A 14,692-nucleotide genomic window follows, 5' to 3' on the forward strand; every position below is an offset into this window, starting at 1 on the left:
ATGGCAGCAGATAATATTAAGATTCAGGGGGCGAGGTCCCACAATTTAAAAAATATTGATGTGACAATTCCGAGGGACCAGCTGGTCGTCATGACTGGATTATCCGGCTCCGGGAAATCTTCGCTTGCCTTCGACACAATTTATGCTGAAGGGCAGCGCCGGTATGTCGAATCATTGTCGGCTTACGCCCGTCAGTTTTTGGGACAGATGGAAAAGCCGGACGTCGATTCCATTGAAGGGCTCTCCCCGGCGATATCAATTGACCAGAAAACAACAAGCAAGAACCCGCGCTCGACGGTCGGCACCGTGACGGAAATTTATGACTACCTGCGCCTTTTATTTGCACGGGTCGGTACGCCTTACTGCCCGTATCATCATGTGCCGATTACCTCCCAGACTATTTCCCAGATGGTCGACCAGATGATGGCTTATGCTGAACGGACGAAAATGCAGATTCTCGCTCCGGTTATTGCCGGCAGAAAGGGAGAGCATGTGAAGGTGATGGACCAGCTGAAGCAAAAAGGACTGGTGCGTATTCGCGTGGACGGGGAAATGCGTGATATTGGAGAAGAAATCAAGCTCGAAAAAAATAAAAAGCACGATATTGAAGCAGTCGTGGATCGTATCGTCATTAAAGACGGTGTGGAGACCCGGCTGGCGGATTCCCTGGAAACGGCCCTCGAACTCGGGGAAGGGAAGGTGCTGATTGACGTTGTCGGTGAGAAGGAAATGCGGTTCAACCAGCATCACTCCTGCCCGGAATGCGGCTTTTCAATTGGGGAGCTCGAGCCGAGAATGTTTTCCTTTAACAGTCCGTACGGTGCCTGCCCGACCTGTGACGGTCTTGGCAGCAAGCTCGAAGTGGACAGTGACCTTGTCGTTCCCGATCCGGACCGGACACTCCGGGAGCATGCCATCGCCGTATGGGAACCGATCAGCTCCCAGTATTACCCGCAGCTGCTCCGTTCGGCCTGCGATCACTTTAATATTGATATGGATAAGCCGTTTAAAGACCTTCCGGCAGAACATAAGGAAATACTGCTCGAAGGCAACGGCCAGCAGAAAATAACCTTCCGCCACAAGAATGAACGCGGTCAGGTCCGGGAACGCCAGATTTATTTTGAAGGCGTGCTGAACAACGTTTCCCGACGCTACCGTGAAAGCGGGTCGGATTTCACCCGTGAACAGATGCAGCAGTACATGAGCAACAAGCAGTGCCCAACGTGTAAAGGCCACCGCCTGAGCCTCGAGGCTCGTTCTGTGCTGGTTGGAAATATTCACGTCGGGGAGCTGACGGATCTTTCGATTCAACAGGCGTATACGTACGTGGAAAACATCGATTTAACGGAAAAGGAAATGGAGATCGCCCGCCTGATTCTGCGTGAAATCAATGAACGCCTCGGCTTTCTCATTAATGTCGGTCTCGATTATTTAACCCTGAGCCGCTCCGCTGGCACATTGTCAGGCGGGGAAGCGCAGCGCATCCGGCTGGCAACCCAGATCGGTTCGGCACTGATGGGCGTCCTTTACGTCCTTGACGAGCCGTCGATCGGTCTTCACCAGCGGGACAACAACCGGCTGATACAGACGCTGCAGAACATGCGTGACCTTGGAAACACGCTGATTGTCGTTGAACATGACGAGGACACCATGCTTGCTGCCGACCATATCATTGACATCGGTCCCGGGGCGGGCCGCCACGGCGGCAATATTATCGCTGAAGGCACCCCGGAGGAATTGAAGGAAAATGATGCCTCCCTGACCGGTCAGTATTTAGCGGGAAAAAGATTTATTGCGCTCCCGGGGGAACGGCGTAAGCCTTCCGACCGCTGGCTGAAGGTGAAAGGTGCTGTGGAAAACAATTTGAAGCGCACGAACGCGGAGATTCCGCTCGGCCTGCTGAGCGCGATCACCGGTGTCTCGGGATCTGGAAAAAGTACACTGATCAACGATATTTTATATAAGGTGCTTTCGCAGAAGCTTCACCGCGGTAAGCAGAAGCCGGGCGCGCACAAAAGCGTGGAAGGCATCGACCAGCTCGAAAAAGTAATTGATATCGATCAGTCGCCGATCGGCCGGACGCCGCGTTCGAATCCGGCGACCTACACCGGAGTATTTGATAATATCCGCGAGGTATTTGCGATGACCAACGAAGCGAAAATCCGGGGCTACCAGAAGGGACGCTTCAGCTTCAACGTCCGGGGCGGACGCTGTGAGGCCTGTAAAGGCGACGGTATTATCAAAATAGAAATGCATTTTCTTCCGGATATTTACGTCACATGTGAAGAGTGTGGCGGCCAGCGGTACAACCGTGAAACGCTCGAAATCAAATACAAAGGCAAAAATATTGCCGACGTCCTGGAAATGACTGTGGAAGAAGCAGTGGACTTCTTTGAAAATATTCCAAAAATCCGCCGGAAAATCCAAACGTTATACGACGTTGGTTTAGGGTATATAAAACTAGGACAGCAGGCAACGACACTTTCGGGCGGGGAAGCCCAGCGGGTGAAGCTGGCTTCCCAGCTGCATCGCCGTTCCACAGGCAAATCCCTGTATATCCTCGACGAGCCGACAACCGGCCTGCATGTGGATGATATCGACCGGCTGCTGAAGGTGCTCCAGCGGCTTGTGGATAATGGAGATACTGTGTTAATCATCGAGCACAATCTCGACGTCATTAAAACGGTAGATCATATCATCGATCTCGGTCCGGAAGGCGGAGCAGGCGGCGGTAAGATTGTGGCCACCGGCACGCCGGAAAAAGTAGCGGAATCACAGGCTTCCTATACCGGCTATTATTTAAAACCGGTGCTTGAAAGAGAACGGGAGCGCATGGCCAGGCAATGGGAAGCATCGGAAGAGGCGGCCCACACCCCATCATCGTAGAAGAATCGACTGAAACGAATAATATTGTTCTTCGTATGTAATAGGAAGCAGAAGGCTGATAGTCCACGTACCGGTTCTGATATATTACTGAAGGAGGAACATGAAATGGATGAAGAACGTCAGCGAATACTGAAAATGATGGAAGACGGCATTATTTCGCTTGAAGAAGGAGAACGGCTGCTCCGGGCTAAAGGATCAGATGCCTCCTCCGGCCCGCAGACAGACAGCAAGGAACACGGGGAAGGCCACTCCTCCGAATCCCGGAGAAGCGGCGCCTACCGCACAGATAAGAAAGCGGGCAGCGGCCAGAAGAGAAAAAACAAGGAGGATCCGTTTGCGATGCTCTCCGGCTTTTTTGACCATGCGCTTGACCGCGTCAAACGGTTTGACCTCGACTTTAATTTCGGCCCGTCCGTGGATTTCCAGCATACGTTTGAACATGATGAAAGCGACATTCGTTCGCTCGACATGTTTATCCAAAATGGAAGCCTTATCTGTCAGAAGTGGGAAGGGAACACCATCCGTGTTGCCTGCCAGGTAAAAGCTTACACAGAAGAAAGTGAAGATGCAGCCCGGCGAGAGTTTATCGAAGGCACTGAGTTTGACTCCCGGAGCGGAAAGCTCCGCTTTGCTTCAAGGTCCGGCAATTATAAAGTTCAGGCGGTCGTTTATGTGCCGGAAAAATCCATGGATAAAATGGATGTATCCACGTTTAACGGAGACGTCAGAATTGACGGAGTTCAAACAGACAATCTGTACGTTAAAGCAAGCAACGGGGCAATCACAGTACTGCATGCTTCCGCCGGCTATCTGGCAGTGGAAACGGCCAACGGGGCCGTGGAGCTGAAGGAAGGCAGAATCGGCAGCGCCGACGTCAAAACGTGGAATGGCTCGATTCATTACGACGGATCGCTCTCAGATATTGAGGCAGAGGCGCTGAACGGAGCGATTACAGCCCGGTATACGTCACTGAGTGAAAGGAGCCGGGCACTTCTTTCCACTAAGACGGGGAGCATCAAGGTGATTACACCTCGGGATATCCGAACGGAGGGCGTGCTCCGGACAAACGTCGGGAATTACAAGTGTCTGCTCGACAATATCGAAGTAAAAGAAGAAAAAAGCGAATTCATGCAAAAATATTATCAGTTTGTATCCAATCCCGACGCGACTCCAACGCTGAGGCTTGAGGCTTCGGCAAAGACAGGTGCGATAACTGTACAGGATCACGAATAAAAAACTGAAAGGGTGATCAGGTTGGCAAAGAAGAAGTTGTATAAATCCCGTGAAGACCGGAAATTAACAGGCGTGTGTGGCGGATTGGCAGATTATCTCGGCTGGGATTCATCCTTAATACGGATTATCAGTGTGGTGCTTGTTATCCTTCCCGTTACCTCCTGGGTACTGCTGATTTATCTCGTATTAGCCGTGCTTCTCCCTAATGAAGAGGACGCCGTCTCCTGATGGGCTGTTTAGTACCGTTTATTGTTAACACCATTGCATTGATGGTAGTAGCCGGGTTTTTCCCCGGCTTTACTATTGACGGCTTTGGGGCAGCTATAGTGGCCGGTTTGGTGTTGACGCTGATTAATCTCGTGATCCGCCCGCTATTAATTTTTTTCACCCTCCCGCTTTCTGTCGTAACATTCGGCTTGTTTATTTTTGTGATCAATGCGCTGATGCTGATGCTTACGTCGGCGGTGATGGGAGAAGCCTTTAACATGTCCGGCTTCGGTATGGCTTTTCTTGCCGCTGTAGTGATCGCTGTTTTAAATATGCTGATGTACAATCTTTTCGTAAACCCGCTGAGCGGAAGAAAAACATGAGGTTCTTCCGGAGGCCGGGGAAAATAATAAGAGGTAAAAATTGGCCCGCCTGCCGGCGGGTCTTTTTCGTGCAGCAGTGAAACTGAAATCCTCTGGAGCAGGTTCCATCTTCTTTTGAAAACGTGCTACAATAACAACGTACGAAAAGAGAAAGCAAACGCATTCAAAAAACGACAGAGCGATTTTTGAGGGAGGCAGCACGATGGCAAAAGTGACGGCAACGGATTTAAAGGAGCGGTTTCAATTAGAGCTGCTCGCCGGGGAAGAAGGGCTGTACCGGGCGATAACCACGAGCGATATTTCCCGTCCGGGAATAGAAATGGCCGGTTTTTTTACATATTATCCTGCCCGGCGGCTGCAGCTGCTTGGGCGGACAGAGCTTTCTTTTTTTCAACAGCTCCAGGACGAAGAAAAGCAGGAACGCATGGAAAAGCTGTGTACATACGACACTCCGGGCATTGTCATCTCGCGTGGGCTGGTAGCTCCGCCGGAGCTGATTGAGAATGCGGAAAAGACCGGTGTTCCGATCATGCGCTCGCATCTGGCAAGCACGCAGCTGATCAGCCAGCTGACGAACTATCTCGATACGAAGCTGGCCAAATCGACAGCGATGCACGGCGTGCTGGTGGATATTTACGGCATCGGTGTGCTGATTACCGGGGCGAGCGGCGTAGGGAAAAGTGAAACGGCGCTTGATATCGTACGCCGGGGCCACCGGCTTGTAGCGGATGATTCTGTCGAAATCCGTCAGCAGAACGGTGACACCCTTGTTGGCACAGCACCGGAGCTGATTCAGAACCTGCTTGAAATCCGGGGTCTTGGCATTATCGATGTCATGACGCTGTTTGGGGCAGGGGCTGTCCGACCATATAAACGCATCTCGCTGACCATTCACCTTGAGCTCTGGGATGAACAAAAAGCGTACGACCGCCTCGGTCTTGATGAAGAGACGCTCCAGGTGCTCGACACGGAGATTCAGAAGCTGACCGTTCCGGTGCGGCCGGGACGAAACCTTGCCGTTATTATTGAAGTGGCGGCGATGAACTTCCGGCTGAAACGGATGGGCGTGAACACAGCTCAGCAGTTTTCGGACCGGTTAAAACAGATGATTGACGACGGTGATAAAGAAGAATTTTAATTATTATACATTTAGCAGTCAGGAGTGGCAGGGGATATGATTTATTCATCGATGCAGCCGATCGACCGGGTCGCCTTTGAAGTCGGGTCTGTGCCTATTTACTGGTACGGGATTCTCATTGGCCTCGGCGCTCTGCTTGGGTACATTTTAGCTTCCTATGAAGCAAAAAAACGCGGGCTCCCGGAGGATATTTTCGCGGATCTGCTCATTTTTGCCATACCGATTTCGATTATCTGCGCCCGGTTGTATTACGTGATTTTTGAGTGGGGCTATTACGCCCAGAATCCGGGAAGTATTCTGGCGGTATGGGAAGGCGGTCTTGCCATACACGGCGGATTGATTGGTGCCGTGCTTACGGGCATTGTCTTTTCGAAAATCAAACGGGTTTCCTTTTGGAAGCTGGCTGACATTGCCGCACCGAGCATTATTTTAGGGCAGGCGATTGGACGCTGGGGCAATTTTATCAACCAGGAAGCCCACGGCGGCGAAGTGAGCCGATCGTTTTTAGAGGGGCTGCAGCTGCCGGAATTCATTATTAATCAGATGTATATTGAGGGAGCCTACTATAATCCCACGTTTTTGTACGAATCGCTTTGGAATATCGCGGGATTTTTACTTCTTTTAGGACTGCGCCGGGTCAATCTCCGCCGCGGGGAGCTGTTTTTAACGTATGTTATCTGGTATTCCTTCGGACGCTTTTTCATCGAAGGAATGCGGACCGACAGCTTAATGCTGTTTGATACGATCCGGGTGGCACAGCTGATTTCAGTGCTTTTGATCATCGCAGCCGTGAGTCTGATTTTATACCGCAGACAGGCAGGCCTTGCCAAAGCAAGATACTTAAGTAAAGACGGTCCCGGCATATAAGGATAAAAGCGAAAGGGGAAGCCTCATGACCAGATGGAATACACTGCTGTTTGATTTAGACGGCACGCTGATTGATACCAATGATTTGATCATTTCTTCTTATGAACACGTGCTGACGTATTATGCCCCGGACCAATACAGCAGGGATGACATCATCAGCTGGATCGGGGTGCCGCTGGCGGATAACTTTTCAAGCATCAGCAGCAACCCAAGCCAGGTGGAACAGATGATTGACACGTACCAATCCCACAACCTGGCAAACCATGAAACGCTCGTCCGGGAATACGACGGCGTGTATGACACTATTAAAAAGCTGTACGAGCGGGGCTATTCCCTCGGTATTGTAACGACAAAGAGAAGGGAAGCGGCGGTCAAAGGAGCCGATATGCTCGGGCTGCTTCCTTTTTTCTCGACGTTCGTTACAGTGGATGATGTTGAAAACCCGAAGCCGCATCCGGAGCCGCTGCAAGTAGCCATGACACAGCTGAATGCCCGTCCGGAGGAAACCATTATGATTGGGGACAGCCAGTTTGATATTATGGCAGGAAAAAATGCCGGTGTTCACACAGCGGGAGTGGAATGGACCATCAAGGGTGCATCGTTTCTGAAAAATTATGAACCGGACTGGATGCTCACCCGGATGAGCGATCTGCTCGATATTGTCGGGGAACCAGAGGAATGAGAAAAACAGATCGTTATTTCCCGGGTAATAATACCAATGCTCTGTGGCAGATGTACCGTACGGTCCCTTTTTTGAAGGCCTTCAAAAATACGGCGGTTATTGAAGCTTCGCGGGTCGTGCCGTTTGTGTCGGTAAAGCGGTGGATGTACCGGCAGCTGCTTGGAATGGAAATAGGTGAAAAAACGGCGCTTGCGTATAAGGTCATGCCGGATCTCATGTTTCCGGAGAAAATTCATATTGGCAGCAATTCTATTATTGGTTATCAATCGACGCTTTTGACCCACGAGCATTTAATTGATGAATACCGGCTCGGCGATATTGTAATCGGAAACGAGGTTATGGTCGGTGCCAACGTGACTATTCTGCCCGGGGTGACGATTGGCGACCGGGCGGTGGTGGCAGCAGGAACGGTCGTGCATAAAGACGTGCCTCCGCGGGCCTTTGCCGGCGGCAGTCCGATGCGGATAAGAACATAGGCTTCAAGCCGGCTTTTTGAAGGCCGGCTTTTCGCTTTTCTGGAAGCGTAAAAGGCTGATAGGGCAGTGAATATTGTTATAATGAAAGCAGAAAAGGAAAATTGACGGTGTAAAAAAAGATGTGTAAACTATGATTATTCTTTATTTTGTTAGTACATTAGCGAACTAAAGCATCGTGAAGAGAAAAGGAGAGAGAGTATGAGTAAGCTTTTTATGTTTGAAAAGCCGCTTGGGATGCGCGATGCGCTTCCGGGATATTTTCAGACAAAACGGAACGTACAACGGGTCATTAACGATGAATGGGAAAGCTGGGGGTACCTGCCTGTCGAAACGCCGACACTGGAGTATTACGATACAGTGGGGAGCGCGTCGGCGATTCTTGATCATCAGCTGTTTAAACTCCTCGATCAGCAGGGACGGACGCTGGTGCTGCGTCCGGACATGACAGCACCAATTGCCCGGGTGACGGCATCCGGGCTGCAAAAGCAGCATTTTCCCATCCGTTTGGCTTATCATACTAATGTCTTCCGCGCGCAGCAGCTTGAGGCCGGACGTCCGGCAGAATTTGAACAGCTCGGGGTGGAATTGATTGGAGACGGCACTTCAAGTGCGAACGGGGAAGTCGTCTCTCTTATGATTGAAGCTCTGCGAAAAACCGGGCTGACCATGTTTCAAATTACGGTCGGGCACGTCGGGTACGTGAACGCGCTGCTTGAAGAGGTGCTCGGAAATGATGAACGTGCTGATGATCTGCGCCGGTTTTTATATGAAAAAAACTATGTCGGCTATCGCCAGCACGTGGAAAATCTCCCGCTTTCCTCTCTTGATAAGAAAAAGCTGAACAGCCTGCTGCGCCTCCGGGGCGACTGGCGGACCCTGGACGAAGCATTGAATCTGGTTCAGACACCGGCAGCAAAGGAAGCGCTCGAGGAGCTGCAGGAGCTGAAAACGGTGCTTGAACACTATGACCTGTCCGATTACATTAAGCTCGACTTTAACTTATTTATGCATATGAGCTACTACACCGGCATCGTATTTGAAAGCTACGGCAACAACCTGGGTGTGCCGCTTGGAAGCGGCGGCCGCTATGATGAACTGCTGCAGCAGTTTAACCGTCCGGCCCAGGCTGTCGGATTCGGTCTCCGGCTTGATCTGCTGGTCGAAGCTCTTGGCCTTACGGGAGCGGTACCTTCCCAGACGTGTATTTTATTCAGCCCGGAGCGCCGCCCGGAAGCAGTGGAGCACGCGCGTAAGCTCCGCGAAACCGGAAAACGGGTCGTGCTGCAGGATATCCGCGGCGTAGAGGACGTGGATCAGCTGAGCGGGTCCTATGAGGATGTTGTATCCATGATCGGAAAAAAGAAGGAGGGAGCTTCGCATGAATGAATGGCTGACAATCGCGATGCCAAAGGGACGGATTTTCGAAGAAGCGGTGCAGCTTCTACGTAAAGCCGGATTTCCCATTCCTCCGGAATTTGAAGAATCCAGAAAGCTGATCGTCGACGCCCCGGAAGCAAATATGCGTTTTATCCTGGCGAAGCCGATGGATGTGCCAACCTATGTTGAACACGGGGTGGCAGACATTGGGGTCGCCGGCAAGGATACAATGATTGAAGAAGAGCGTGACGTGTATGAAGTGCTGGATTTGAAAATCAGTGCCTGCTACCTGGCAGTGGCCGGTCTTCCAGAGTATGAAAAGTCCGATGTAAATCCAAAGGTGGCGTCAAAGTATCCGAATCTGGCGACGCAGTACTTTAAGCAGCAGGGCGAACAGGTGGAAATTATTAAATTAAACGGATCGATTGAACTGGCACCGCTTGTCGGTCTGGCAGACCGTATTGTAGACATTGTTTCCAGCGGCCAGACGCTGAAGGAAAATGGTTTAATAGAGCTTGAAACGATTGTGCCGATTACCTCCCGGCTGATCGTCAATCCGGTAAGCTATCGTTTGAAGGATACCGTTATTGATGATCTCGTGGAGCGTGTCGCCCAGGTGATAGGAGTGGAAGAACAGGTATGATGAAAGTGACCCCTTTGGATAAATCAGTAACGCTTGAACGCACCATTGAAGGAGGAACCGAAAAGCAGCGGGAATCGGTCTCCTCCATTATTGAAAAGGTGCGGGAAAACGGAGATAAAGGACTCATGGAGCTGACCGAGATATTTGACCGCGTGACCCTCGATGAGCTGTTTGTCCAGCAGGAAGAAATAGATGAGGCGTATAAGCAGGTGGACGATAAAGAGCTCGAGGCGATCCGCAAAGCGATTGAAAACATCCGTGATTTTCATCAGCGCCAGCTCCGGCAGTCGTGGATGGTAACAAAAGAAGACGGGACGATGCTCGGCCAGCGGATTATTCCGTTTGACCGCGTCGGTATTTATGTGCCGGGAGGCAAAGCAGCCTACCCGTCGACTATTATGATGGATGCCATCCCGGCAATCGCTGCAGGTGTGAAAAGCATTACGATGTGTTCGCCTCCCGGAGAGGACCAGCGCCTTCATCCGATGGTGCTCGTCACTGCCAGTGAGCTTGGCATTAAACGTATCGCGAAAATTGGGGGAGCACAGGCGGTAGCTGCGCTTGCCTATGGCACGGAGAGCATCCAGAAGGTGGATAAAATCGTCGGGCCCGGCAACATTTATGTTGCGCTGGCTAAACGCGAAGTGTTCGGTCAGGTGGCGATCGACAGTATCGCCGGACCAAGCGAGATCGTCGTGCTTGCTGATGAAACAGCCCGGGCGGATTATATTGCAGCCGACATGCTTTCCCAGGCGGAGCACGATGAACTCGCCTCGGCTGTACTTGTAACCACCTCGGAGGAGCTCGGCAAAAAAGTGGCGGAAGAGCTTGAGCGTCAGCTGGAGGACCTTCCACGCAAAAAGATTGCGGAAGAGTCTCTTGATAAGCACGGAGCCATTTACTTAACCGAAACGATGGCGGAGGCAGTGGAGGCTGTAAACCGGCTTGCGCCGGAGCATCTGGAGATCATGACCGCCCAGCCGGATAATCTGCTCGGCTCCATCCGTCACGCCGGTGCTGTCTTTTTAGGGCCTTACAGTGCCGAAGCGGTCGGTGATTACTTTGCCGGCCCGAACCACGTGCTTCCGACGAGCGGCACGGCCCGGTTCTCGAGCCCGCTCGGTGTCGATGATTTTGTGAAACGCTCCAGCGTGATTTCCTACAGCAAAGAAGCACTCGAGGAAAACGGGGAATACATTTCTGCGATCGCCCGGATTGAGGGCCTTGAAGCACATGCGCGCGCAGTGGATATCCGGAAGGGGGAGAAGTAGAATGGCAGAACGCAGAGGAAGCGTTGAACGCAAGACGGGAGAAACATCCATCCGCCTGCAGTTTGGCATTGACGGCGAAGGGGACGGGGTCATACAGACGAACGTTCCGTTTATGAGCCATATGCTCGACCTGTTTAAAAAGCACGGCCATTTCTCTCTCGACGTGCAGGCCGAAGGCGATGTGGAAGTGGATGATCACCATACGACCGAGGATATCGGTATCTGCCTCGGCGAAGCCTTCGGACAGGCGCTCGGCGATAAAAAAGGCATTCGCCGCTACGGCCAGGCCAAAATTCCGATGGACGATGCGCTCGCAGAGGTCATTGTGGATTTAAGCAACCGCCCGCATCTTGAATTCCGGGCAGAGCTGCCGGCAGCCAAGGTAGGAACATTTGATACCGAGCTCGTCCATGAGTTTTTGTGGAAATTCGCGGTGGAGGCCCGGATGAACCTTCACGTAGTCGTCCATTACGGACACAACACTCATCATATTATTGAAGCGGTATTTAAAGCGATGGCACGGGCTCTTGACGAAGCAACCCAGCTGGACCCGAGAGTGAAGGGCGTTCCTTCAACCAAAGGAATGCTGTAAAGAAAAGGAGTGGAGCGCTTGTGATAGGAATAATCGATTACGGCATGGGTAACCTGTACAGCGTGAAAAAGGCACTGGAACGACTGGATATTCCTTATTTTGTCTCTGAGCATACGAAGAAGCTTGCGGAAGCGGACGGCCTGATTCTCCCGGGAGTCGGTGCTTTTCGGGACGCGATGAATTTAATCCGGGAAAACGGGCAGTTTGAGTTTATTGAACACTGGGCGGCTGACGGCAAACCGCTGCTTGGCATCTGTCTTGGCATGCAGCTGTTGTTTGAAGGCAGCGACGAACACGGGGAAACAGAAGGGTTCGGCTTTCTGCCCGGGCATGCCCGCCGGTTTTCCGGAAAAGACAGCCAGGGAAGAAGACTGAAGGTGCCGCACATGGGCTGGAACTCGCTTACGTTTCATCAGCCGGACCACCCGCTATTGAAAAACGTAGAGGAAGGCCATGCATATTTTGTGCATTCCTACGTGATTGAAACTGCCGATCCGGACGTTTTGATTGCGACAAGCGATTACGGCGAAACCGTACCGGCGGTGGTTGGCCGTGGCGAAATCATGGGCACGCAGTTTCATCCTGAAAAAAGCAGCAGAATCGGCATTGGTATGCTTGAAAATTTCGGGGCGATTGTCCGTGAAAGGAGTGGGGCCCATGAGTGATTTTATTGTATACCCGGCCATCGATATTCGGGACGGTAACTGTGTCCGCCTTTTTCAGGGCGACTATAATCAGGAGACTGTCTACGGCGATTCGCCGTTTGAGATGGCTGCTTCATTTGCCAAGGCGGGAGCAGCCTGGATTCATATGGTTGATCTTGACGGGGCAAAAGAAAAACGGCGCATCAATCATGCCCACGTGGTCCGTGCTGCACGGGAGCTTGATGTCCGTATCCAGGTCGGCGGAGGGATCCGGACCGAAGAGGATGTGGACTATTACTTATCCAACGGCGTGGACCGGGTGATACTCGGCAGTGTTGCCCTCCAGTATCCAGAGTTTGCACGGGATATGCTTGAAAAATACGGTGGGCGCATCGCTATCGGTCTTGATGCAAGAGATGGGTACGTGGCCGTTAACGGCTGGCTCGACACCTCGGAAGTAACCGCGGTCGAGCTTGGACAGGAAATGGCTGCCCACGGGGCGGAGACATTTATATTCACCGATATATCCACCGATGGGACGATGACCGGACCGAACGTAGAGGCGACAAGGCAGCTCGCAGAAGCGACCGGCGTAAACGTCATTGCTTCCGGTGGCATCGGCACTATGGAGGATGTCCGGAATCTTGCGGAGAAGCGTAACAAAGGGATATCGGGTGTCATTGTCGGAAAAGCGATATATACCGGCAAAGTGGATGTGGCAGAAGCCGTGAAGGAGGTACAGTAATGCTTACGAAACGGATTATTCCATGTCTGGATGTGAAAGAAGGACGGGTCGTGAAGGGCACACAGTTTGTGGAACTGAGGGACGCCGGCGACCCGGTGGAACTCGCTGCGTTTTATGATGAGCAGTGGGCGGATGAGCTTGTGTTTCTCGATATTTCCGCCTCGCATGAAGGACGGAAAACGATGATAGACGTCGTGGAGCAGGTGGCTGCAAGCATTGCCATTCCGTTCACGGTAGGTGGTGGCATCAGCTCGGTCGATGATATGCGCAACATGCTCCGCGCCGGCGCGGATAAAGTGTCGCTTAATACGGCCGCGGTCAAAAACCCAGAACTGATTACTCAGGGGTCCACCTATTTCGGCTCGCAATGTATTGTCGTAGCGGTGGATGCCAAGTACGATGAGTCGATCGGATCCTGGAGAATCTATACCCACGGCGGCCGCACGCCCACCGACTGGGAAGTCGTCGACTGGGTCAAAGAAGTCGCCGCCCGCGGAGCCGGCGAAATTCTTCTGACGAGCATGGATCAGGACGGAGCGAAGACCGGCTTTGACGAGGCGTTGACACGAACGGTCAGCGAAGCAGTGGACGTGCCTGTTATTGCCTCCGGAGGCGCTGGCGCCAAAGAGCATTTTGTGGATGTATTTGAAAAATCAGGGGCGGATGCGGCACTAGCTGCTTCAATCTTTCACTATAAAGAAACATCGATTGAAGAAGTTAAGGCTTTTATCCGGGAGAGAGGAGTCTTAGTACGATGAACGTCGACGAACTAACTTTTGATGAAGCAGGTCTGATTCCGGCCGTAGTGCAGGACGCCGTCAGCAAAGAGGTGCTGACGCTTGCCTATATGAACAAAGAATCGCTGCAGAAAACAATCGATACGAAGGAAACCTGGTTTTACAGCCGCTCCCGCCAGGAGCTCTGGCATAAAGGAGAAACCTCGGGAAACAGGCAGCAGGTGACAGACATCCGGTACGACTGCGACAGCGACGCGTTAAACGTGCTTGTGGAACCGGCAGGTCCTGCATGCCATAAAGGAGACTACAGCTGTTTTTCCCGTTCCCTGCTGTCGGATGAAAAGCAGTCAGCCGACGGCCGGCGGTTTGCGATTATTAATGAACTCGAGCAGGTCATTGCCACCCGCGAGGCGGAAATGCCGGAGGGCGCCTACACGACGTACTTGTTTACCGAGGGCGTGGATAAGATTTTGAAAAAAGTCGGTGAAGAAGCCGGAGAAGTAATTATTGCTTCGAAAAACCGGGATCACGAAGAATTGAGCTGGGAGACAGCTGATCTTCTTTACCATCTGCTCGTGCTTTTGCGGGAACAGAAGCTTCCCCTTGATGAGGTGCTGCGGGTGCTTGAAGAAAGACATCGTTCGTAATAAAGGCTGAGCACAGAAAAGACCGTCCTTCCGGGCGGTTTTTTCTTTGGTCATTCTCCTCCGTGGTTTTTGAATGCTGAAAAAACATGCGGGCTGCTGAGAGTTTTCATGAAGCAGAGGGCGTGTTATAATGTCACAATTGATGTGGAACGTGAAGGAACAAA

At 51.9% G+C, this 14,692-nt stretch carries 16 protein-coding genes; all 16 read left to right on the forward strand.

Annotated elements, in window-relative coordinates:
• The 16 genes from uvrA to hisIE all read left to right on the forward strand — a co-directional run bounded on the left by uvrA (position 1) and on the right by hisIE (position 14,528).
• Complete coding sequence (gene uvrA / locus Q0757_RS04440) at positions 1-2,886, forward strand: excinuclease ABC subunit UvrA (RefSeq protein ID WP_298785155.1); 2,886 nt, start codon at positions 1-3, stop codon at positions 2,884-2,886.
• Between the two features lie 105 nt (positions 2,887-2,991).
• Positions 2,992-4,119, forward strand: coding sequence for a DUF4097 family beta strand repeat-containing protein (locus Q0757_RS04445; protein WP_298785159.1), 1,128 nt, complete (start codon positions 2,992-2,994; stop codon positions 4,117-4,119).
• Between the two features lie 21 nt (positions 4,120-4,140).
• Entirely contained in the window at positions 4,141-4,347 is a 207-nt protein-coding gene (locus Q0757_RS04450) for a PspC domain-containing protein (protein WP_022793861.1), read from the forward strand.
• Entirely contained in the window at positions 4,347-4,709 is a 363-nt protein-coding gene (locus Q0757_RS04455) for a phage holin family protein (RefSeq protein ID WP_298785165.1), read from the forward strand. The genes Q0757_RS04450 and Q0757_RS04455 overlap by 1 nt, the downstream gene beginning before the upstream one ends.
• 202 nt (positions 4,710-4,911) lie before the next feature.
• Positions 4,912-5,847, forward strand: a complete 936-nt coding sequence (gene hprK, locus Q0757_RS04460; RefSeq protein WP_091613440.1) for an HPr(Ser) kinase/phosphatase — start codon at positions 4,912-4,914, stop codon at positions 5,845-5,847.
• A gap of 39 nt (positions 5,848-5,886) precedes the next feature.
• On the forward strand, positions 5,887-6,714 hold the full coding sequence (gene lgt, locus Q0757_RS04465) for a prolipoprotein diacylglyceryl transferase (RefSeq protein ID WP_298785387.1): 828 nt from the start codon (positions 5,887-5,889) through the stop codon (positions 6,712-6,714).
• 25 nt (positions 6,715-6,739) lie between these two features.
• Positions 6,740-7,396 (forward strand): pyrophosphatase PpaX, encoded by a 657-nt coding sequence (gene ppaX, locus Q0757_RS04470; protein ID WP_298785171.1) that lies wholly within the window; start codon positions 6,740-6,742, stop codon positions 7,394-7,396.
• Positions 7,393-7,872 carry a DapH/DapD/GlmU-related protein gene (locus tag Q0757_RS04475; protein ID WP_298785173.1) on the forward strand — a complete coding sequence of 160 codons (480 nt, stop codon included), beginning with the start codon at positions 7,393-7,395 and terminating at the stop codon, positions 7,870-7,872. Before ppaX ends, Q0757_RS04475 begins: the two co-directional genes overlap by 4 nt.
• A 198-nt stretch (positions 7,873-8,070) precedes the next feature.
• Positions 8,071-9,258: an ATP phosphoribosyltransferase regulatory subunit gene (locus Q0757_RS04480; RefSeq protein WP_298785175.1), complete on the forward strand. Its 1,188-nt coding sequence runs from the start codon at positions 8,071-8,073 to the stop codon at positions 9,256-9,258.
• Positions 9,251-9,892 carry an ATP phosphoribosyltransferase gene (hisG, locus tag Q0757_RS04485; RefSeq protein ID WP_298785177.1) on the forward strand — a complete coding sequence of 214 codons (642 nt, stop codon included), beginning with the start codon at positions 9,251-9,253 and terminating at the stop codon, positions 9,890-9,892. Before Q0757_RS04480 ends, hisG begins: the two co-directional genes overlap by 8 nt.
• Entirely contained in the window at positions 9,892-11,163 is a 1,272-nt protein-coding gene (gene hisD / locus Q0757_RS04490; protein WP_298785388.1) for a histidinol dehydrogenase, read from the forward strand. The genes hisG and hisD overlap by 1 nt, the downstream gene beginning before the upstream one ends.
• 1 nt (position 11,164) lies before the next feature.
• Positions 11,165-11,755 (forward strand): imidazoleglycerol-phosphate dehydratase HisB, encoded by a 591-nt coding sequence (hisB, locus tag Q0757_RS04495; protein WP_298785179.1) that lies wholly within the window; start codon positions 11,165-11,167, stop codon positions 11,753-11,755.
• Between the two features lie 20 nt (positions 11,756-11,775).
• Positions 11,776-12,420: an imidazole glycerol phosphate synthase subunit HisH gene (hisH, locus tag Q0757_RS04500; RefSeq protein ID WP_298785180.1), complete on the forward strand. Its 645-nt coding sequence runs from the start codon at positions 11,776-11,778 to the stop codon at positions 12,418-12,420.
• A complete protein-coding gene (gene hisA, locus Q0757_RS04505) occupies positions 12,413-13,144 on the forward strand; it encodes a 1-(5-phosphoribosyl)-5-[(5-phosphoribosylamino)methylideneamino]imidazole-4-carboxamide isomerase (protein WP_298785181.1) in 732 nt (243 codons plus the stop codon). Before hisH ends, hisA begins: the two co-directional genes overlap by 8 nt.
• Positions 13,144-13,902, forward strand: coding sequence for an imidazole glycerol phosphate synthase subunit HisF (hisF, locus tag Q0757_RS04510; RefSeq protein WP_298785182.1), 759 nt, complete (start codon positions 13,144-13,146; stop codon positions 13,900-13,902). Before hisA ends, hisF begins: the two co-directional genes overlap by 1 nt.
• Positions 13,899-14,528, forward strand: coding sequence for a bifunctional phosphoribosyl-AMP cyclohydrolase/phosphoribosyl-ATP diphosphatase HisIE (hisIE, locus tag Q0757_RS04515; RefSeq protein WP_298785183.1), 630 nt, complete (start codon positions 13,899-13,901; stop codon positions 14,526-14,528). Before hisF ends, hisIE begins: the two co-directional genes overlap by 4 nt.
• Positions 14,529-14,692: the final 164 nt, after the last annotated feature.

This window comes from uncultured Marinococcus sp. (assembly GCF_947493875.1).
Classification (GTDB): domain Bacteria; phylum Bacillota; class Bacilli; order Bacillales; family Marinococcaceae; genus Marinococcus.